This is a genomic window from Streptomyces sp. AA4 (assembly GCF_000158875.1).
Taxonomy (GTDB): Bacteria; Actinomycetota; Actinomycetes; order Mycobacteriales; family Pseudonocardiaceae; genus Amycolatopsis.
Window position 1 is genome coordinate 7,340,686 of record NZ_GG657746.1, and the last position, 20,417, is coordinate 7,361,102.

Below are 20,417 nucleotides of genomic sequence, written 5' to 3' on the forward strand. Positions count from 1 at the left end.
TAGCGTCACAGCATGGGGAAATTCGAATTCGGCGTCAGCCTGCGGCTCACGGCCAACGGCACGGAGTGGACCGAAAAATGCCGGCGGGCCGAGGAACTCGGCTACGACCATCTGACCGTTCCCGACCACCTCGGGCCGGGGCGGCTGTCGCCGTTTCCCGCGCTCACGGCCGCGGCGGCGGTGACCGAGCGGGTGCGCGTCGGCACTTTGGTGTCCAATGTGCCCTTCTACAACATCGCGCTCTTCGCCCGCGACGTCGCCACCACCAACAAACTCACCGGAGGCCGCTTCGAACTCGGCCTCGGCTCAGGCCACATGAAGCACGAGTTCGACGACGCCGGACTGCCGTGGCGCAAAGCCGCCGACCGCATCGCCTACCTCACCGAAGGTCTCGACGAACTGTGCACGCGCGTCGAGGACGAGGGCGGCATGCCAAAGCTCCTGATCGCGGGCAACAGCGACGGAGTGCTGAAGCTCGCGGCGGAACAGGCGGACATCGCCGGGTTCGCCGGGCTTCGCCAGGACCGCGGCCGTCCGCCGGGCACGTTCGTGCTCGACAACGACGTGGCGATGGACGAGCGCGTCGCGTATTTCCGTTCCCTGGCAGGGGATCGCGAGATCGACTACAACATGCTGATCCAGCGCGTCGTGGTCACCGACGACCGGCGCGAGGCCGCGGCGGAATGGCACGCCGAAACCGAGGAACGCAGCGCGGCGAACGTCGACGAACTCCTCAAAGCACCGCAACTTCTCTTCGGCACGGTGGACGAAATGGTGCAGCAGCTGATCGCGCACCGCGAACGCTACGGCTTCTCCTACTTCACCGTGTTCGAGGCGATGATGGAGACTTTCGCTCCGGTGGTGGCGGAACTGCGGGGCCGCTAGCGGCTGCCTGCACCTTCGCCACGGCGTCTCCGGCGATGAGCGTCAGCACCTTGCCAAGGAGACCGTCCGGCACAGCTTCGTCGTCGATGTCGGCTTCCACCGCCAAACCGTTGCTCAACGCGAGCAGCACGACGGCGAATTCCTCGGCAGGCAACGGAAGTTCGAGGTCCAACCCCTCGGCTAGCCGGTTCAACGCACGCGCGATCGTGTCGCGGACCTCCCGGCGGCGCCGGCGCAATGCGTCGCGCCGCCGGTCGTCCTGGTGCGCCATCGCGAAAAACTCGGCCAGCAGCCGGTGCCACACCGCGTCGGCGCGCATTTCGTACATCAGCACCGCGGCGACGTTCGCCAGCCCCGCGCCGCCGTCATCCGCCTCGGCGAAACTCGCCAGGCTGGCTTCGAGCCGGTGCGCGGCGTGCTCTTCCATCAACGCCAGCACCAGTTCGTCTTTCGACGCGAAACTCGAGTAGACCGCGCCCTTCGTCAACCCGGCCGCCGCGGCCACCTCGGTCAGTTTCGTCGCGGCGATGCCCTGTTCCCCGAACACGGCGAAGGCCGCGTCGAGGATGCGCCGCCGGGTCTCCGCCCGCGTCGGCCGCGTCCGGCCGGTCATCGGCTTCTCCCTCGTCCGGGGGTTGACACTGGCTCAGCCCGCTCAATACCTTCAGGTATCCAATACCTCCGGGTATCGACTGTCAAGGACGACAGGGAAGGACCGCTCCGATGAGGTTGCGCATCGTCCTGGCCGCCGCGGCATTGCTGACCGCCGCGTTCGCCGCCCCAGCCACCGCCGCCACGGCAGGCGGCGTCAACGATCCGGCGTGCCGGCCGAGCGCGGCGCATCCGCGTCCGGTGGTGTTCCTGCACGGACTCGGCGCGACGTCCTATGAGGACTTGAACTACCTGCAAGACCACGTCGCCGCCAAGGGATACTGCACCTTCAGCCGCACTTACGGCGCGTATCCGCAATTCCCGCTCGTCGGCGGACTTCGCCCGATCGCCGACTCCGCAACGGAAATCAAGCAGTTCGTCGGCGAGGTGCTGGCGGAAACCGGTGCGGCGCAAGTGGATCTGGTCGGCCACTCCGAGGGCGGATTCCAGACCCTGTACGTCACCAAGACGCAGGGCATCGCCGACCGCATCGGCTCGGTCGTCGCCATCGCGCCGCCCACGTACGGCACCACCTTCGCCGGACTGACGAAACTGGCCTATCTGCTGGGTGCGCGGGACCAAGTCGGCCAGGCGCTCACCGCGTTCGGCTGCCCGGCTTGCGACAACCTGATCACCGACGGCAGCGCGGTCCGAACGCTCACGAACGGACCCATCGCGCAGCCCGGCGTGCGCTACACAATGCTCACGTCGCGGTTCGACGAACTGGTCACGCCGACCGAAACGTCCTTCGTGCGCGAACCGGGCGTCACGAACGAATACGTCCAGGACACCTGCCCGTTCGACCCGGTCGGGCACATCGGCGAGGCCTACGACCTCAACGTCTGGAACCTGGTGACCAACGCGCTCGACCCGGCGCACCCCGAGAAATTCGTGTGCACCGCAGGATCTCCTGGCTGACGAGCACCCGACAACCCGGTGGTGCCGAACGAAACCGCACCACCGGGTCCGGTGCTCAGTACGCCAGCGTGAACCGGGCGCGCGAGTGCTTCGGCTCCTCGATCTCGTCCAGGAACGCGATCGCCAGGTCCGCGCCGCTGATGTGCGAGCGGCCGTCGGCGTCGCTGACCAGCACGTCGCCGCCGAGGCGGAACTTACCGGTGCGCTCGCCGGGGATCCAGGAACCGAACTCGGCCGCCGGGCTGACGTAGAACCAGTCGACGTCGTCCGGCAGCTCGCGCAGCGCCTCCAGGACGAGGACGTGGCTGCCCGCCTCCGGCTTGTACTCCTCCGGGAAGTCCGGGGTGTCGATCACGCGCGGCCCGTCCTCGCTGACGCGCAGCGAACCGGCGCCGCCGACGAACGCCAGCCGCGCGCCGTTCGCGCGGGCCGCTTCCACCAGCGCCGGCAAGGCGTCCACCAGACGGCGGCCCTGGTCGTCCGCGCGGCCCGGCGTCGCGATCACGAGCACGTCCGCGCCCTTGGTCACCGAAGCGACGAATTCCGCGTCGTGCATCGACCCCGACCGCGCTTCGACCTCCGCCGGCAAGCCCTCGGCCTTGCGCGCGACCCCGGTCACCGAGTGCCCGCGCCGCAGCGCCTCGTCGACGATCCGGCCGCCGGCGAATCCCGTCGCGCCGAATACCACCAGCTTGCTCATTTGCCGCTCCTTGAAAGAAAGCCCGTCTCGATGCCGCCGATGGTAGGGACGGATCTTCGGCTACTTCAACGGAAGCAACGCACCTGGAGGTGAGCGTGCAGGTCAGCCGCCGATCGCGGCGAAAGCGGCGGCCAGCTTGGCCTTCACCGCGTTCGCGTCGACCGGTGACCGCACCTCGGCGACCGCCGTCGGCTTCGCCAGCACCTGATAGCTCGCGGTGCGGTTGGGCAGGGTGAATTTGACCGAACAGGACATCGTGATGGTCGCGTCCGCGGCGGCGTCGCCTTCCGTGGCGCAGCTTTGCGAGCCGAGCGTGTCCGCGCTGATCTCCACCGAAAGCTTGATGTGCACATTCGGTTTCGAGCCGGGCTGATTGCCGACGACGCTGTTCGAAACGTCCACTGTGGTCTTGCAGGAACCGACGTAGTCCTGGCAGTCGAGTTTGTCGTTGAGCACCGTGACGCTCGCCTGCGCGAGCCCGTCGAACGGCTGCCCGATCGCGTCGACCGCGGCGTTGAAATCGTTGTGGAACTGCTTGATCTCGGCGTCGGCCAGCGGCCGGACGCGGAACGCCGCCCCCAGCTTCGGGCCGCCGCGCGGATCGAGCAGCGCCGGCGCGAACCCGGTGACCCGGTGCGGTTCGGCGGTGGTCACCTGCAGCGCGCCGCCGAGGTCGTACACCTCGGTGCCGTCCTCCAGCTTCTGCTTGCGCGGCGCGCCGGACCCGAGTCCGCCGAGCGCCTTGCGCAGTTCGGCGGCGAGCTTCGGCGGGGCCATCCGCGCGGCCGGATCGACCGGCAGTTCGCTGCCGACGGTGTGCACCCATCCGCCGCCGAACTGGGTGCTGTTCTCCTCCAGGCCGTGCGACTTCCAGTAGTCCGCGTCGGCCGCGAGGTACAACTGCCCGTCCGGTTCGGCGATCCGCACGGACTTGCCTTCGAGCGGCAGCGCGCCGAAGCCGTTGCCGTCGCGCGCGACGCGGTACGTCAGCGTCGCCGGATTGCCGGAGCCGTCCTTCAGCGTCGCGTCGTACTGCAGCGCCGGCGCTTGCTCCAGCGCCCGCAGCGCGGCATCGACCGCCGTTTGCTGCTGCGCACGCTCAGCAGCCAGTTGCCGGTCGGCATCGGACAGTCCCGCCGTGCCGGTCACCGCGACCTGGCAGCCCGCGAGAAGCCCACCAAGCAGCACCAGTGCTGTCGCAGTCCATCGAGCCCGCATGTCGGCCGCCCCTCTTTCCGCGGAAATCATGCCACCCCCGCGGGATCGGCGGGCGGGACGGGATTTGTGTCGTCACCCACCCGCCCGGGGGAGCCTGCTCAGACCCGGTGCACGCCGGGACGGACCGGCTGGTTTACACTTCTCGGGTTGTCTCGGCGAGGCGGGTGCGCCTGTAGGTGCCCGGCGTGATCGACGCGGCGGCTCGAGAAGCCCCGTGGTCTGCTCACGCCCGCAATCTCGCCGCCGTGCACAACCGCCCCCGAGCAGAGATCGACGATCCCGCCGCCCCCTGCCGCACGTCGTGTGATTGAAGGAGTGCTACACCGTGTCCGAGGTACGTCTTTCCGTCGAACCGCGCACCGAGTTCGGAAAGGGTGCCGCCCGCCGCACCCGTCGCGCCGGCAAAATCCCCGCGGTGCTCTACGGGCACGGCTCGGACCCGCGGCACTTCGCGCTGCCGGCCATCGAGTTCGCCCGCGTCGTCCGCGAGAACGGCACCAACGCCGTCATCACGCTCGACCTGGAGGGCTCCAGCGAGCTGGCGCTGACCAAGACCATCGTGGTCCACCCGCTCAAGAACTACATCGAGCACGTCGACCTGCTGGTCGTCAAGCGCGGCGAGAAGGTCACCGTCGACGTCCCGGTCGTCGTCACCGGCACCGCCGCCCCCAGCACCCTGGTCGCCCAGGACATCGACACCATCCAGGTCGAGGTCGAGGCGCTGCACATCCCCGAGCAGTTCGAGGTCTCCGTCGAGGGCATCGAGGCCGGCACCCAGATCACCGCGGGCCAGATCAGCCTGCCGGCGGGCGCCGAGCTGGTCACCGACCCGGAGGCGCTCGTCGTCGCCGTCAACGAGGCCCCGCGCGGCACCGCTGACGAGGACGCCGAAGCCGAGGAAGCCGCCGCCGAGGCGGCCGAATAAACTCGCTTTCGTGAGTGAAGACCTGCCCGGGGCCGGCGAGCTGATTCTGCTCGCCGGCCTTGGCAATCCCGGGCCCCAGTACGCCGGGAACCGGCACAACGTCGGGTTCATGGTGCTGGACGAGCTGGCCGGCCGGATCGGCGGGAAGTTCAAGGCCCACCGCAGCGGGGCCGAGGTGCTCGAGGGCAGGCTGGCCGGTGCCCGCGTGGTGCTGGTGAAACCGAGGTCGTTCATGAACCTCTCCGGCGGCCCGGTCGTCGGCGCGGCCCGGTTCTTCAAGGTGCCGCCGTCCGGCGTCGTGGTGGTGCACGACGAGCTGGACGTCGATTTCGGCGCGCTGAAGCTCAAGCTCGGCGGCGGCGACAACGGACACAACGGACTGCGGTCCATCACCAAATCGCTCGGCACGCGGGACTACTACCGCGTGCGGTTCGGCATCGGGCGGCCGCCGGGCAGGCAGGATCCGGCGGATTTCGTGCTGAAGGACTTCTCGACGGTCGAGCGCAAGGAGCTCCCGTTCGAGATCGACCGGTGCGCGGACGCCACCGAGGCGTTGATTTCGCGGGGTCTGGCCGCGGCGCAGAACGCGTTCCACGCCGCCTGAGCGCTTTGCCCGATCCGCCCCAATGTGGCATTGGGTGCGCTCAACGCACCGAACGCCACATTGGGTGCATCTGACGCACCCAATGCCACATTGGGGGGTTCCCAGCAGCCGTCGCGCATGGTGGCGTGGCTGAAGGTCTGTGAGGGGCTCCTTGAGGGAATCTGATTCCCTCAAGGAGCCCCTCACGGACGTTCGTGCCGTGGATCGCCGGGGAGCACAAAGCGGCTCCGTTCCGGTTGTGCGTGTGGGTGAGCCGCGGTGGCGGTGCGTGATGGAATTCTCACTCGATGGGCGTCTTCTGCGACCCTGATCGAGTCGTCCGGGCGGGTGCGGGCTTCCCGGGGTGGCCGGGACCGGTTAGGACGGACGGCAGGAGTTCGCACCACCCCGACCCTGAATCGGAGAATGATCCATGCCGTTCACCGCCGAGGATCTCGCTGAGGTCGCTTTCGGTAACGCCCCGATCGGCCGCCGCGGCTACGCCAAGCAGGAGGTCGACGACTTCGTGCGGCGGATCGCCAAGACGCTCGCCGACGAGGACGATCTCACCGCGGCCGAGGTCCACCACGTGCTGTTCTCCAAGCCGTTGATCGGCAAGCGCGGATACGACGAGCGCGAGGTCGACGAGTTTCTCGACGAGGTGGAGACGCAGCTGGCCGAGAGGTCCGGAAGGAGGGCTCCGGTGATTCCGGGGAGCCGGGACCATACGGAGGCCACTGCGGGGCGGGCTGCTTGGCCAGTGGTCGCTGAGGCGCCGGTGGAGAGGTTGCCGGGGAGGTGAGCGCGGGCCTTCGCTGACTGCTCGTGCTTCGCACATCGCGTTCTAGTGGTTGCGTGGGCACCCCGAAGCTGGATCGTGACGACGGTCTGGGGGTGCTTGTCAAGGCGGGAAAGATGCCTTGACGAGCACCCCCAGACCGCGTTTTTGGCTTCGTATCGGGGTGCAGGGCCGGGTCTGGGTGCCTGGCTGGTTGAGTGCAGCGGTGCCGGTTAGGCGTCCGCGTTTTTCGCGATTTTGTCTGCGTACTGGACTGCGGTCGCGGCGCGCTTCACCTTGCCGGACGGGGTCTTGGGCAGGCTTCCTGCCGGAAGCACCACCACTGCGAAGGGGCGCATGTCTACCGCGTCTCGGACCCGGGCGGCGATTTCCTTCGCCAGGCGGTTTTCCTCGGTGGCGTCACCGGCCAGTTTGGACTCCACGACCACCGCGAAGCGTTCGCGGCGGCTGCCTGCGTCCAGGCGGACCGCGACGGCGTTGCCTGCCCGTACTCCCTCGACCGAGCCCGCGGCGCGTTCGATGTCGGTCGGGTACAGGTTGCGGCCGCCCATGATGATGACGTCCTTGCGACGGCCGCAGATCACGATCTGGCCGTCGACCAGGTAGCCCAGGTCGCCGGTCTTCATCCAGCCGTCCGCGTCCTGGGTGTCCAGCGGGCCGTTGACGGTCAGGTAACCGGGGGTCACGGCCTCGCCGCGCAGGCGGATCTCGCCGACCTGGCGTTCGCCCAATACCGCACCGGATTCGTCGACGATGTCCGATTCCAACCCGTCCAGCGGGCGGCCGAGCAGGGCGAACGAGCGCACCTCGTCCGTGCCGCGGCGGGGGTCGCCTTCGGGCACCGGCACCGCGCGGTTGTCCGCTTCGAGCGCGTCGGCCTCGACGACGTCCAGCGTGAGACCGGTGAACAGCGGCGCGAACGAGACCGCCAGCGTCGCCTCTGCCATGCCGTAGGCGGGGAACACGCACTCGGGCGGCATCTTGAACCGCTTCCCGGCGTCCACGAAGGTCGCGACGGCCGTTTCGTCGATCGGCTCCGCGCCGTTGAGCGCGATGCGCAGCTTCGACAGGTCGTAGGCGTTGTCGTCCTCGACCCGGGCCATGCGCTTGCCGACGATGGCGTACGCGAAGTTCGGCGCGGCCGTCGTGGTGCCGCCGTACTTGCTGATCAGCTCCGGCCAGATCAGCGGACCGGTCAGGAACTCGACCGGCGTGATCTTGACCAGTTCGACGCCGAACGTCATCGGCACGGTCAGGAAGCCGACCATGCCCATGTCGTGGAAGGTCGGCAGCCACGACACCATCACGTCGGTGTCGAACTCGAACTCGGCGCGGTCGACCATCGCCTTGACGTTGGTGTACAGGTTGCCGTAGGTGATCCGGACGGCCTTCGGCTCCGCGGTCGATCCGCTGGTCAGCTGCAGCAGGGCGGTGTCGCCCTCGTCCGTCTTCACGATCTCGGCCAGCGGTTCCGCGTCCGCCAGCTCGGAGATCAGCCGGTAGCCGATGCCCTTGCCCTCGAGCACCGGGGCGAGCTGGTCGAACGGTTCGCCGAGCACGACCAGCTCGGCCCCGATCATCTCGAGCACCTTCACCGTGTCCTCGGCCCATTCGGCGAGGTCCGTGCGCGGCGTCGGCTGGTGCAGCATCGTCACGCTGCCGCCGGTGAGCCACACCGCCTGCACGGTCGGGGCGATCAGCACCGGCGCGGCGGCCAGCACCGCCACCGCGCTCCCCGGCTTCAAACCGCCGCTGACCAGCCCGCCCGCGATCCGGCGCGCTTCCTCGTGCACCTGCGCCCAGGTCCGGCGCACCGGCTCCTTGGGCTCGCCGGTCACCATGCCGCGCCGTTGCCCCCGGTCCGTCGCGTTCCCGACGAGTGTGTCCACAAACCGACTCATGTGCGTCAGATTACTGTCCGGTTTCCCGGGGCCTGCCCGCGGCGGCGCGAACAGCGGATGTCCGGACGCGGACAGCTGGCGGACGCACCCGTCACTCGGCGAGTTCGGACGTCTCCAGCCAGCGCGCCTCGACGTCGTCCTTCTCCGCCAGCACGGCCTTCAGCTCGGTGTTCAGCTCGATCAGCTTCTCCGGGTCGGTGGCCGCCTCCGCCAGCGCCGCGTGCAGTTTGTCCTCCCGCTTCGCGAGCTGGTCCAGCTTCCGCTCCAACCTGCCCAATTCCTTTTGCGCCGCACGGGTTTCCGCCGCACTCCGCTTGGCCTCGGTCTTCTCCGCCGCCGGTGCCTCGCGACGCGGCGCGGCCTCCTTCGCGCGGGCGCGGCGCTGCAGGTACTCCTCGATGCCGCCCGGCAGGTGGGTGACCTTGCCGTCGCCGAGGAGCGCATACGTGGCGTCGCAGACGCGCTCGACCAGGTACCGGTCGTGCGAGACCACCACCATCGTCCCCGGCCAGCCGTCGAGCAGGTCTTCGAGCTGCTGCAGGGTGTCGATGTCCAGGTCGTTCGTCGGCTCGTCCAGAAGCAGCACGTTCGGCTCAGCCATCAGCAACCGGCACAGCTGCAGCCGGCGCCGTTCCCCGCCGGACAGGTCGCCGACCGGCGTCCACTGCCGGGCCGCGGGGAAGCCGAGCTTCTCGCCGAGCTGCGACGCGGTCATCTCCTGCTTGCCGAACACGACGCGGCCGGAGACGTGCTCGATCGCTTGCAGCACGCGAAGATCGGCGGGCAGGTCGTCCAGTTCCTGACGCAGGTGCGCGAGCGCGACCGTCTTGCCTTGCACGCGCCGTCCGGTCGGCGATTCGACGTCGCCGCCCAGCAGTTTCAGCAACGTGGTCTTGCCGGAGCCGTTCACGCCGACGAGACCGATCCGGTCGCCCGGGCCGATCCGCCACGTGACGTGGTCGAGCAGCGTCCGGTCGCCGACCGCGAGCGAAACGTCTTCCAGCTCCAGCACCGTTTTGCCGAGCCGCCGCTTCGCGAACGCCATCAGCTCGACGGAATCGCGCGGCGGCGGCACGTCGGCGATCAGCGCCTCGGCGGCCTCGACGCGGTAGCGCGGCTTCGAGGAACGCGCCTGCGGACCGCGCCGCAGCCACGCCAATTCCTTGCGCGCCAGGTTCTGCCGCTTCTCCTCCGCGGTCGCGGCGAGCCGGGCGCGTTCGGCGCGCGCGAAAATCCAGTCGGCGTAACCGCCTTCGTACTGCTCGACCCGGCCGTTCGCGACCTCCCAGGTGAGGCTCGCGACGGTGTCGAGGAACCACCGGTCGTGCGTCACGACCACGACCGCGATCCGGCGGCCCAGCAGGTGATCGGCGAGCCAGCGAACGCCTTCGACGTCAAGGTGGTTGGTGGGCTCGTCGAGCACCACGAGGTCCAGTTCGCCGGTCAGCGCGGCGGCCAGCGCGACGCGCCGGCGTTCGCCGCCGGACAGGTTCGCGGTCGGGGTGTCGAGGCCGATCGCGGTGATGCCGAGACCGTCCACAATAGACCGGACGCGCGCGTCGGCGGCCCATTCGTGCTCGGCTCCGTAGCGCTGCAGCACCACGTCGCCGACCGTGCTGCCCGCGGGCAGTTCGGTGCGCTGGGTGACGACGGCCATCCGCAGGTCGCGCACCTGGCTCACCCGGCCGGAATCCGGCTCGCTCAGTCCGGAAAGGACTTCGAGCAGCGTCGTCTTGCCGCCGCCGTTGAGCCCGACGACCCCGATGCGCTGCCCCTCGGCGACGCCGAGGGAAACGTTGTCCAGCAACGGCTTCACACCGTAGGACTTGCTCACCGATTCCAGGTTGACCAGGTTGGCCATCCGGATCCTTTCCACTGTGGACTATTGAGGCAAAGTTTCAGGCGTGCACGCGCGGCGGCGCGTTGCGCGGCGCGTCGTCGCCGCCGACCACCCGGGCGCCGGGCACCGGGCCGTGCGCGACCCGCACCGTCCGGCACACTCCCGCGCCGGACAGCTCCGCGGCCACCTCGACCGCGGTTTCCGCGTCGGAGCACAGGAACGCGCACGTCGGCCCCGAGCCGGACACGCATCCGGCCAGCGCGCCGGCGTTCACCCCGGCGCGCAGCGTGCGGCGCAGACCGGGCCGCAGCGACACCGCGGCCGCCTGCAAGTCATTGCCGAGCAACAGGGCGAGTTGGCGAGGATCTCCCGACGCCAGCGCCTCCACGACCGGCGTGTGCGACCCGATCCGCGGCGGTTTGCCATCGGCGCGCAACCGGTCGAGTTCGCCGAACACCTTCGGCGTGGACAAGCCTTCCTCGTCGAAGGCCAGCACCCAATGGAACGTGTGCCGCCCGAGCACTGGCACGAGCTGCTCGCCGCGCCCGGTGCCGAGCGCGGTGCCGCCGTACAGCGCGAAGGGCACGTCGCTGCCCAGACGGCCGGCGATGGTGGCCAGCTCGTCGCGGGTGACGTCGAGCTTCCACAGCGACGAGAGCCCGACGAGCGCCGCCGCCGCGTCCGCGCTCCCGCCCGCCATGCCGCCGGCCACCGGAATGCCCTTGCGCAGCACGATTCGCACCTTCGGCGCATCCGCGTCCGGCCGTCCGGCGTAGGCGGCCAGCTCGCGCGCCGCGCGCCAGGCGAGGTTGGCGCCGTCGGTGGGCACCGTGCGCTCCCCCTCGCCGTAGACCTCGAGCCCGGGTTCGTCGGCGGCCGCGACGGTCACCTCGTCGGTGAGCGAAAGCGCCTGGAAGACGGTGACCAGCTCGTGGAACCCGTCCGCCCGCAGGTCGCCGACGGCCAGGTGCAGGTTGACCTTGGCCGGGACCCGGACGGTGACTGGTGGTGGAACGACGGCGAGCACCCGTCCAGCCTACGTGGCTGCCGCGCGCCAGGTCCCGCCAGGAGAAAACGTCGGCACGGAAGTTCCCCCAGTCGTCGTCCCGAGGTGGCCAGGCGGGCTAATGTGGAACTACTTGGTAACTGGACGCGTACCGGCAGTCAACCTCCGGATTCGCCGACGGGAGAAGGACAAACCCGATCTGCTCCTGGTCACCGCCGAGCAGGCAGCGGCCGGGTTTCGGCCACCGGCACGATCCTGGCGGAGTTGACGCGCGGCAGTGCCGCGACGGTCGCGCTCGCCGCCGAGGCGCTGCCCGCCGCGTTCCCGTGGGCGCGGTATCTGTCGAAGGAAGAGCTGCACGCGTTCGTCGGCGAATTGGTCGAGACCTCGGAGCGGGCCGAATCGCTCGGCAATCCGGTGCCCTTCGCCGCCCTCGTGGCGAAGTGGAAGCAGACCGCCGAGGCGCACGCGGATCCGGAGCTAGCGGAGATTCTTCGCCGGAACGACCACAATGGACAACCTTCAGGACAGCTGTCCTAGAACTTCGCCCAGGTGTCCTGATTCCCGGGGCGAGGTGTCCCGCGGACGCGGCGAGGGCCGCCCCGCCGAAAGGGGACGGCCCTCGAAAACCGCTTGGGCAAAGGGAAACTCAGGCGGCGACGACGCTCTGCGGACCGCGGGCCGGCTGGCTCACGTGCGCGCCCCGGTCGGAGATCCAGGACAGCGCGGCGTCGGCCCGCTCGCCGCGGACGCCGAGGCGGAACCGGGCGATCGGGGTGTCCCCGATGCGGGTGAGACCGCCGCCGATGGTGGCGAGCTCCACGTCAAAGCGGCTGGCCGCCTCGGGCAGCAGGGCGCCCACCGACGCGAAACCGATCAGGACGACGTCGACCGCGCGGTCGTACTTCGCGGACTGGGCGCGCGAGGTCTCGATCGACGGCAGCACCGCCTGCGCGGTCCAGCTGTCCGGCGTCGAGATCAGGTCGAGCACCGTGCCGCGTTCGACGATCGCACCGTTGTCGAGCACCGCGACGTCGTCGCAGACCCGGCGGACGACGTCCGCGTCCGGCGTGGTGACGACGACCGTCACACCCAGCTCGGCCCGCGCCCGGTCGAGCACGGCGAGCACCGCGCCGGCGTCCTCGGCCGCGATCCCGGCGGTCGGGTCGTCGGCGAGCAGCACCGCCGGTCCGGCGGCGAGCGCCTTCGCGACCGCGACCCGGCGGAGCTGGCCTTCGGTGAGTTCTTCGGGCTTCTGCGCGGCGCGCGGGGTGAGGCCGACGAGGTCGAGCAGCGAACCGACCCGGCTGCGCCGCTGCGGGCCGTCGACGCCGAGCTGCTCCAGCGGGCTGGCGATGTTGCCGGCGATGGTGCGCTCGGCGATCAGCTCGGGCTTGGTCCCGACGACACCCAGCTGGCGGCGGATCTCCCGCAGCCGCTTGCCGTCGAGCGTCGCGGTGTTGAGGCCGTCGAGGCGCACGACGCCGCGGTCGGGACGCTCCTGCAGCGCGATGCAGCGGGCGAGGGTCGACTTGCCGGAACCGGACGGACCCACGATCCCGAACAGGGAACCGGCTTGCACGTCAACACTCACGTCGCGCAGCGCGGCGACACGATTTCCGTGGAAGGGAAAGGACTTGGACACGTTTTCGACAGTGATCACGAAAGGGCTCCAGGCAAACGAGGCGCAGCGCCGTTTCCGGGCGCGCCAGGCGTCATCGAATTACCGTCCACTGTGGACGGCGCAAGAAAACTGCGGAAAAAACGATCAGGCGATGACCATGGAGCGTCGACACGCACATACCGAGCGGCGACCTTCGTCGACTACGCGCCGGCGGGTCAGCAGGAGCGGGCGGGTGACCCTCTTCATCGAAAACAGCCTCCATCGGTCCTGGCGGTAGCACCTGCCCTGCGGAGGGTGGTTGCTGCGACTTCGGCGAGCCAGGTCTCTCAGTCGCTCGGGATGGACGCTTTCGAGTAAAGCCGATCCCATTGGCTGAACGCAAGCGCGTTGGTGCAGATCACACGTCTGGTGGTGCCCGCATGCCGGGACCCGGCGTCCAGGACCCGGAAACCCGGAAGCTCGGTCGCCGAACAGTGCCTCGACCTGCGAAACGCGCGCGGCGGAGCCCGGCGGCGAACAAGTTCGTTCCACTGTGGACGATCAAGGAGCTTTGTGGAACAAGAGTTTTCTCGTTGTCAAGTGGGGGTCGCTCGCGGGCCGCGTGGCCCGGACAATCGGGTTCGCAGCGGGGCCGAGATAGGTCAGGGAAGCGAAGCACCTTCGGGCGGGGCCGCTGAACAATGCGGGGTGTGGAGCAAGCAAGCTCCCCCGAATGCCGAGCCGCTCGTCACAGGTGGCGGGCGGTTTCCGGGGTCCAGGCACGATCACCGAGCGTAGCTCTACGACGACGAATGACCCACAATCAGCGACGACCCAAGATCACCGGACAACGCAGCGAAACTAATGGGCTCCATCCGGAATACCCGTGGTGGCACCGCCGTTGGACGTCGCAAGGCGCACACCGTGGGAGGGGGTCACTTTGCGGCAGCCGCGATCCGCGCGAACGCGTGCACGTCCAGCTGCTCCCCGCGCGTCTTCGGATCGATCCCCGCCTCGGCGAGCAGCTCGCCGGCCCGCTCGGCGGAACCCGCCCATCCGGCCAGCGCGGCCCGCAAAGTCTTGCGCCGCTGCGAGAACGCAGCGTCGACCACCGCGAACAACCGCGCGCGATCCACTCCGGCGACCGGGTCGGTCCGGGTGAACGAGACCAGCGCGGAATCGACGTTCGGCACCGGCCAGAACACCGCGCGCGGCACGGCGGCGACCTTGCGCGCCGGGCCGTACCAAGCGAGTTTCACGCTCGGCACGCCGTAAGTCCGGCTGCCCGGTCCGGCGGCCATCCGGTCGGCGACCTCGGTCTGGACCATGACCAGCCCGCTGCGCAGCGACGGCAGCTCGGCCAGCAGGTGCAGCACCACCGGCACCGCGACGTTGTACGGCAGGTTCGCCACGATCGACACCGGCTCGGCCGGGAGGTCGGCCGCCCGCACCCGCAGCGCGTCCGCGCCGACGACGGTCAGCCGGTCCGCTGCCTCGGGCGCGCGCTCGGCGACCGTGCGCGGCAGGCGGGCGGCCAGCACCGGGTCGATCTCCACGGCGACGACCTGAGCGCCCGCGGCGAGCAGGCCGAGCGTCAGCGACCCGAGACCGGGCCCGACCTCCAGCACGACGTCCCCCGGCCGCACGCCGCCGAGTTCGACGATGCGGCGGACCGTGTTGGGGTCGTGCACGAAGTTCTGCCCGAGCTTCTTCGTGGGCCGGACGTCGAGTTCGTCGGCCAGCCCGCGGATTTCGGCGGGCCCCAGCAGTTCCACCACCGGACGAGCCTACCCAGCGCTGCCGGGGCGGACGAAAACAGGCGGCCGGGAGCACGAGGCTCCCGGCCGCCCGCCGGTAGATCAGGGAGTGCTCAGGCCTTGTAGCCGCAGCCCCAGGCGCTGTAGCCGCCGCGCGCGTCGCGCACCTTCTCGGCGATCGCGATCTGCTGCTCGCGGGTGGCCTTGTCGGCCGTCGGGGCGTACTGCTGGCCGCCGTAGGCGTTCCAGGTCTGGCGGTCGAACTGGAGGCCGCCGTAGTAGCCGTTGCCGGTGTTGATCGACCAGTTGCCGCCCGATTCGCACTGCGCGATGCGGTCCCACGCGCCAGTGTCGCCGATGGCCGGGGCCGGCGGCTTCTTGGTGCCGACCTTGATGATCTTGGACTTGGCCTCGACGAGGACCTTCTCCGAGACCTGCTCGCGAGCGATCTCCTCGCCGTTCTTCTTCGTGACCTTGTAGGTCACCAGCTTCTTGCCCGGCGTGCCCGGGTCCTCGACGCTCTGCTGGCCCTGCAGCTGCGTCGGGTCGTCGACCTTCTGCACGTCGGGGTCGATGGTCTCTTCCTGGTTGACCATCGACACGCCCATGCGGCTGACGTGGACCTCGGCGCCGTTCTTGAGGCTGACGTCGAGTCCGCCCTCGATCGCGTCGTCCGGGCCGAGGTTCAGCTTCAGGTCGGAGACGAGCTCCTTGGTGGTCACCGCGTTGGTGTCCACCTGGCGGGGCGCGTTGGTGCCGTCGAAAAGCGTGATGTGCTTGAGGGTCTTGACCTGGACGGTCGAGCCCTCGAGCGGCAGTTCGCCGGACGACGGCATCGACGTCCACGCGCCCTGGGAAAGCATGCTGCCCATGCCGAGCTGGTTCATGGCCTCGCCGAGCGTGGTCGCGCGGACCCAGGAGGGCCGGGACACGCCGTCGACGACGAGGTTGAGCTGACGGCCGCGCTCGAGCTTGATGACGCCGCCGTCGCCGACCGCCGCCTGCGGGGAGGGCGAAAGCGCGTCGTGCTCGCCGACGGACAGGCCCGCGTCCTTGAGGACGTCGCCGACGGTGCCGCCGAAGCTGTGCACGGTCTGCTGGTGGCCGTCGACGTCGACGGTGATGCTCTTGTTCATCGCGAGCGCCGCCGCGCCGCCACCGCCGACGGTGACCAGCAGCGAGAGCACGGCGCCCTTGAGGAAGCGGCGCTTCCAGGTCTTGGTCGCCTCGCGCAGCCCTTCCTCGACCGCGGCCTTCTTGGCCTGCGGCGAGGCGGTGCGGTCCTGCTCGAACTCGTCCGGAAGGACGAGCGGCGGAAGCATCGTGGTCTCCGCGTTGATGAGCCGGATCAGCTCGTCCACGTCGACGTCGATCTCCGACATCAACAGGTCGGCGTCCGGGCCGAGCGCGGCGAGCACGTCCTGCTCGGTCACGCGGAGTTCGTCGGAGAAGTCCAGCTGCCCGTAGGCGGTGTCCTCGAGCTCGCGGTCGAGCACGGCCACCGAGGACTCGGAGGAGGAAAAATACGCCGAACCCGCGTCAAGACGCGAGTCATCCTGCCGACTACCAGTCACCGGGTCGTTCCCTTTCCCAAGACACCGCGCGTGTTTCGCGCGTCGTCCTTCGTTCGCGACGCACCCTCGGGCGCGCCTCTCAAGTCCGACACCCCCAGCCAGCGCCATCGTCACGGTTCCAGGTCGTACCAACCCCGGTTCCGCTTCCCCGACGTGCACTGACGTGACTGGTGGGCGTATCAGCCGGCTTCGCTGTGCGATACCGACCGGCACGATCACGGGACAGTAACGGGTGTCGGCAGGTTGCGCAAACACCCCCCGGAGTGTCGTGACTTGCGTCACTCATCAGGTGGACGAATGCAAGATCTCGAATGTCGCAATCCGTGCAACCCGTTGTGACAGTGCGGAATCATGAAGGCAGCTGGTATGCGCGTTCGGCAGTGGTCCGGACCGCTTCGGCCACCTCGTGGACCGCTTCGCCGCGCAGCTGAGCAAGGAAGCGGACGGTGTAAGCGGTGCAGAACGGCTCGTTCGGCCGCCCACGGTAGGGATGAGGCGTCAGAAAGGGCGCGTCAGTCTCGGCGAGAAACTGCCCGCGCGGCACCATGCGCGCGGCCTCGTGCAGCCCGCGCGCGTTCTTAAAGGTGACCGTGCCGGCGAAGGACAGGATGTAGCCCTTGTCGATACAGCGACGCGCGATGTGCTCGTCGCCAGAGAAGCAGTGGAAGACGACCGTCTCGGGCGCACCTTCCTCATCGAGGATGCGAAGCACGTCTTCGTGCGCGTCGCGGTCGTGAATCATCAGCGCCTTGCCAAGCCGCTTCGCAAGATCGATGTGCCACCGAAACGCGGCTTGCTGCGCATCGTGCGGCGAGTAGTCCCAGTAGTAATCGAGCCCCGTCTCGCCAACCGCGACCACGCGCTCCCCTCGCGCCAGACGCTCCACTTCGGACTGTTCAGCGGCTCCGAATTCCTTGGTACGAGTAGGATGAATAGCCACCGCGCCAAACACCCGCGAGTCCCACGTGGACGCTTCAGCCGCCCACCGAGCAGCCGCGAGATCGTCCGCGACAGTAACAACGCGAGCAACCCCAGCCCGCTCGGCACGATCAACCATCTCGGCAACATCAGCCGCAGTCTGCGCACCACACGCGTCGAGATGAGTGTGCGCGTCAACCACCGTCACCGGCAGCCGATCGGGAATCGGGGGAAGTTCGCGCTTCTCGTCACCCATGCTCCCCAAGCTACTGCGCCCCACCCCGCAGATGCCGTGAGGGGAACCCTCACAGACTCAGAGTCCCTCAGGGTTCCCCTCACGACACACGCCCCGCCACCCAGGCGCGCCCCAACGCCACATTGGGTGCGTCGCATGCACCCAACGCCACATTGGGGCGCTAACAGCACGCCGCGAACCCCAAGCCCCACGCACCCAAGCCGCGAAAAACCGCCGCCGATGCACCCAAACACCGGGGGCACCCACCCCTCCCCCAACCCCGATACAAAGCCGCCCTGCGGTTCGGGGGTGCTTGTCAAGGCATCTTTCCCGCCTTGACAAGCACCCCCGAACCGTCAGCACAATCAAAAATCGGGGTGCCCCACGCAACCAGGAGAGGCGCAATGTCGCCCGCCAGGGCGACGAGCCGACCGAACCCTCAATCAGTCACAATCGGAGCCCACTCAGGCCCAGTCTCCCCCAACTTGGGATCCAGCTTCGCGAACAACGGCGTCGGCTTCTCCAACGGCCGCCCCACCTCCACCGGCCGGGACTCCCACCGAGCCTGCTCACTGGCATAGTCCCCGGTAAGGATGGGATTGACCCGGTCCGGCAGATCCAGATCCTCAACCTCCCGAAGCTCGGGCTGCGCAGCCCAAACCCCAGTCCCGCCCAGCGCCTCATGCACCTTCTGCGCCGAATGCGGAAGGAACGGCGTCAGCAACGTATTAGCGTCACTGACCACCTGCAACGCCGTATGCAGCACCGCGTCCCGCCGATCCGGATCATCCTTGAGCTTCCAAGGCTCCTGATCCGACAGATACCGGTTGGCCGCCGTAACCACCCGCATCGCCTCGGCCGCAGCCAGCTTGAACCGCGACCGAGCCAGATGCCCCCCAGCAGTCTCGAACGCCTGCCGGGACAACGCCTTCAACTCCTCATCCGCAGGCGCAGGCGCGGTCGGAGCCGGAATCGCCCCATTGTTCTTGTGCGCCATCGAAATCGACCGGTTGACGAGGTTCCCCCACTCGTTGGCCAGCTCGAAGTTCGTCCGCCGCACGAACTCGTCCCACGTGAAGTCCGTGTCCTGCGTCTCCGGCCCGGCCACCGAGATGAAGTACCGCAACGCGTCCGGCCCGAACTCCCGCAGGAAGTCGTGCACGTAAATGACGGTCCCCCGCGAAGTCGAGAACTTCGACCCGCTCATCGTGAGGAACTCGCTGGACACGATCTCGTCCGGCAGGTGCAGCTTGCCGTACTTGCCCGGCTCGCCGCCGCGGTCCCCGGCTCCGTTCTGGCCGAGCAGCAGCGCGGGCCAGATCTGGGCGTGGAAGGTGATGTTGTCCTTGCCCATGAAGTAGTAGGCGCGCGCGTCCGGGTTGGCCCACCACTCCTGCCAGGCGTCCGGGGTCCCGTTGCGCCGAGCCCATTCGACGCTCGCCGAGAAGTAGCCGATGACCGCGTCGAACCAGACGTAGAACCGCTTGAGCGGCTGGTCGCGCCAGCCGTCCAGCGGGATCTTGACGCCCCAGTCGAGGTCGCGGGTGATCGGCCGCGGCCGCATGTCGTCGATCAGGTTCTTGGTGAAGTTGAGGACGTTCGGGCGCCAGTCGGTCTTGGTGCCCAGCCAGTCGCCGAGGGTCTGGGTGAACGCGGGCAGGTCGAGGAAGTAGTGCTCGGTCTCGACGAACTTCGGCGTCTCGCCGTTGATCCGCGACTTCGGGTTGATCAGCTCGGCCGCGTCGAGCTGGTTGCCGCAGTTGTCGCACTGGTCGCCGCGCGCGCCGTCGTAGCCGCAGATCGGGCAGGTGCCCTCGATGTAGCGGTCGGGCAGCGTGCGGCCGGTGGACGGGCTGATCGCGCCGCGCGTGGTCTTCGGGACGACGTACCCGTTGCGGTTGAGCGCGAGGAAGATCTCCTGCGTCACCGCGGCGTGGTTGCCGGTGGTGGTGCGGGTGAACAGGTCGTAGGAAAGGCCGAGTCCGCGCAGGTCCTCGTCGATCTGGCGGGTGTACTTGTCCGCGGTCTGCTGCGGGGTCATCCCCTCTTTGTCCGCCTGGACGGTGATCGGCGTTCCGTGTTCGTCGGTCCCGGACACCATGAGCACCCGGTTGCCGGCCATTCGCTGGTAGCGGGAGAAGACGTCGGACGGGACGCCGAATCCGGACACGTGGCCGATGTGGCGGGGGCCGTTGGCGTAGGGCCAGGCCACCGCGGTCAACACAGGGGTGCTCATACCTGTTTAGCCTACGGATGCGCTCCAGGGCGTTTTCCGGACGGTCGGGGAAGGGAGAGCCGGTGTCGGCGACGCGTCTGCTGGTGCTCGGGGTCGTGCGGATGTTCGGCCGCGCGCACGGCTACCAGGTGCGCCGCGAACTGCTGTCGTGGTCGGCGGACAAATGGGCCAACGTCCAGCCCGGTTCGATCTACCACGCGCTCAAGAAGATGGCCGCCGAGGACCTGCTGGAGAAGATCGACGTCGAACCGGGCGACGGCGGACCGGACCGGGTCGCCTACCGCCTCTCGCCCGCGGGCGAGCAGGAGTTCCAGATCCTCATCGCGAAGGGTTTGTCCGATCCGGCCGCCGGCAACGCGGAACTGTGCGCGGCCGTGAGCCTGATGCCCGCGCTCCCGCGGAAGTACACGATCAGCCTGCTCAGGCAGAACCTGGTCCACTTCGAGGCGGAAGAGCGCCGGTCGCGGATGAGCCTCGAGGACGACACCTGGGGCAAACCGGCGCACGTGAGCGAACTGTTCCGCCTGTGGGGCGGGATCGCCAGCGCGAGCCGGGAATGGCTCACCGGGCTGATCGGCAGGCTCGAGGCGGGCGAGTACGTGATGGCCGACGACCCCGGTTCGGCGTTCGCTCCGCCGGCACCTAAGTAATCAAATTTGACTAAGCCA

The 20,417-nt window shown here is 69.0% G+C and carries 18 protein-coding genes and 1 riboswitch; of the genes, 7 read left to right on the top strand and 11 right to left on the bottom strand.

Features of this window, described 5'->3' with window-relative positions; all coding sequences use genetic code 11:
* The first annotated feature begins 12 nt into the window (after positions 1–12).
* Positions 13–885: a TIGR03621 family F420-dependent LLM class oxidoreductase gene (locus SSMG_RS33365; RefSeq protein WP_009083424.1), complete on the top strand. Its 873-nt coding sequence runs from the start codon at positions 13–15 to the stop codon at positions 883–885.
* On the opposite strand, the gene SSMG_RS33370 is transcribed toward SSMG_RS33365, so the two are convergent.
* Positions 821–1,498: a TetR/AcrR family transcriptional regulator gene (locus SSMG_RS33370; RefSeq protein WP_009083425.1), complete on the bottom strand. Its 678-nt coding sequence runs from the start codon at positions 1,496–1,498 to the stop codon at positions 821–823. The genes SSMG_RS33365 and SSMG_RS33370 overlap by 65 nt on opposite strands.
* A gap of 110 nt (positions 1,499–1,608) precedes the next feature.
* Here SSMG_RS33370 and SSMG_RS33375 point away from each other — a divergent pair, with 110 nt between their 5' ends.
* Positions 1,609–2,454: a triacylglycerol lipase gene (locus SSMG_RS33375; RefSeq protein ID WP_037715671.1), complete on the top strand. Its 846-nt coding sequence runs from the start codon at positions 1,609–1,611 to the stop codon at positions 2,452–2,454.
* A 55-nt stretch (positions 2,455–2,509) separates the two neighbouring features.
* On the opposite strand, the gene SSMG_RS33380 is transcribed toward SSMG_RS33375, so the two are convergent.
* Entirely contained in the window at positions 2,510–3,154 is a 645-nt protein-coding gene (locus SSMG_RS33380; protein WP_009083427.1) for an NAD(P)-dependent oxidoreductase, read from the bottom strand.
* A gap of 102 nt (positions 3,155–3,256) precedes the next feature.
* Complete coding sequence (locus SSMG_RS33385; RefSeq protein WP_037715675.1) at positions 3,257–4,372, bottom strand: hypothetical protein; 1,116 nt, start codon at positions 4,370–4,372, stop codon at positions 3,257–3,259.
* 325 nt (positions 4,373–4,697) lie between these two features.
* On the opposite strand from SSMG_RS33385, the gene SSMG_RS33390 reads away from it, so the two are divergent.
* The 3 genes from SSMG_RS33390 to SSMG_RS33400 all read left to right on the top strand — a co-directional run bounded on the left by SSMG_RS33390 (position 4,698) and on the right by SSMG_RS33400 (position 6,682).
* Positions 4,698–5,297, top strand: a complete 600-nt coding sequence (locus tag SSMG_RS33390) for a 50S ribosomal protein L25/general stress protein Ctc (RefSeq protein ID WP_037715678.1) — start codon at positions 4,698–4,700, stop codon at positions 5,295–5,297.
* Positions 5,298–5,307: 10 nt separating this feature from the next.
* Positions 5,308–5,901, top strand: a complete 594-nt coding sequence (gene pth / locus SSMG_RS33395) for an aminoacyl-tRNA hydrolase (RefSeq protein ID WP_009083430.1) — start codon at positions 5,308–5,310, stop codon at positions 5,899–5,901.
* A 412-nt stretch (positions 5,902–6,313) separates the two neighbouring features.
* On the top strand, positions 6,314–6,682 hold the full coding sequence (locus SSMG_RS33400; RefSeq protein ID WP_009083431.1) for a DivIVA domain-containing protein: 369 nt from the start codon (positions 6,314–6,316) through the stop codon (positions 6,680–6,682).
* Between the two features lie 209 nt (positions 6,683–6,891).
* Here SSMG_RS33400 and SSMG_RS33405 read toward each other — a convergent pair whose 3' ends face one another.
* From SSMG_RS33405 to SSMG_RS33415, 3 genes are all read right to left on the bottom strand, one after another.
* Positions 6,892–8,580: a fatty acyl-AMP ligase gene (locus SSMG_RS33405; RefSeq protein WP_037715680.1), complete on the bottom strand. Its 1,689-nt coding sequence runs from the start codon at positions 8,578–8,580 to the stop codon at positions 6,892–6,894.
* Between the two features lie 91 nt (positions 8,581–8,671).
* The gene (locus tag SSMG_RS33410) at positions 8,672–10,441 is read right to left on the bottom strand and encodes an ABC-F family ATP-binding cassette domain-containing protein (RefSeq protein ID WP_009083435.1); all 1,770 of its coding nucleotides are present in this window, start codon (positions 10,439–10,441) and stop codon (positions 8,672–8,674) included.
* Between the two features lie 37 nt (positions 10,442–10,478).
* The gene (locus SSMG_RS33415) at positions 10,479–11,447 is read right to left on the bottom strand and encodes a 4-(cytidine 5'-diphospho)-2-C-methyl-D-erythritol kinase (protein ID WP_009083437.1); all 969 of its coding nucleotides are present in this window, start codon (positions 11,445–11,447) and stop codon (positions 10,479–10,481) included.
* A 243-nt stretch (positions 11,448–11,690) separates the two neighbouring features.
* Here SSMG_RS33415 and SSMG_RS33420 point away from each other — a divergent pair, with 243 nt between their 5' ends.
* Positions 11,691–11,966, top strand: a complete 276-nt coding sequence (locus SSMG_RS33420; protein WP_050788340.1) for a hypothetical protein — start codon at positions 11,691–11,693, stop codon at positions 11,964–11,966.
* Positions 11,967–12,075: 109 nt separating this feature from the next.
* Here SSMG_RS33420 and SSMG_RS33425 read toward each other — a convergent pair whose 3' ends face one another.
* The 5 genes from SSMG_RS33425 to metG form a co-directional block, all read right to left on the bottom strand.
* On the bottom strand, positions 12,076–13,089 hold the full coding sequence (locus SSMG_RS33425; RefSeq protein ID WP_009083441.1) for a methionine ABC transporter ATP-binding protein: 1,014 nt from the start codon (positions 13,087–13,089) through the stop codon (positions 12,076–12,078).
* A gap of 216 nt (positions 13,090–13,305) precedes the next feature.
* Positions 13,306–13,396: riboswitch (SAM riboswitch) on the bottom strand.
* 568 nt (positions 13,397–13,964) lie between these two features.
* Complete coding sequence (gene rsmA, locus SSMG_RS33430) at positions 13,965–14,807, bottom strand: 16S rRNA (adenine(1518)-N(6)/adenine(1519)-N(6))-dimethyltransferase RsmA (protein WP_009083444.1); 843 nt, start codon at positions 14,805–14,807, stop codon at positions 13,965–13,967.
* Positions 14,808–14,899: 92 nt separating this feature from the next.
* Positions 14,900–16,360 (bottom strand): resuscitation-promoting factor, encoded by a 1,461-nt coding sequence (locus SSMG_RS33435; protein WP_199786056.1) that lies wholly within the window; start codon positions 16,358–16,360, stop codon positions 14,900–14,902.
* A 349-nt stretch (positions 16,361–16,709) separates the two neighbouring features.
* Positions 16,710–17,534: a TatD family hydrolase gene (locus SSMG_RS33440; RefSeq protein WP_037715683.1), complete on the bottom strand. Its 825-nt coding sequence runs from the start codon at positions 17,532–17,534 to the stop codon at positions 16,710–16,712.
* 418 nt (positions 17,535–17,952) lie between these two features.
* On the bottom strand, positions 17,953–19,749 hold the full coding sequence (gene metG / locus SSMG_RS33445) for a methionine--tRNA ligase (protein WP_037715685.1): 1,797 nt from the start codon (positions 19,747–19,749) through the stop codon (positions 17,953–17,955).
* A gap of 62 nt (positions 19,750–19,811) precedes the next feature.
* Between metG and SSMG_RS33450 the strand changes: the two genes are divergently transcribed.
* Positions 19,812–20,399, top strand: coding sequence for a PadR family transcriptional regulator (locus SSMG_RS33450; RefSeq protein WP_009083450.1), 588 nt, complete (start codon positions 19,812–19,814; stop codon positions 20,397–20,399).
* Positions 20,400–20,417: the final 18 nt, after the last annotated feature.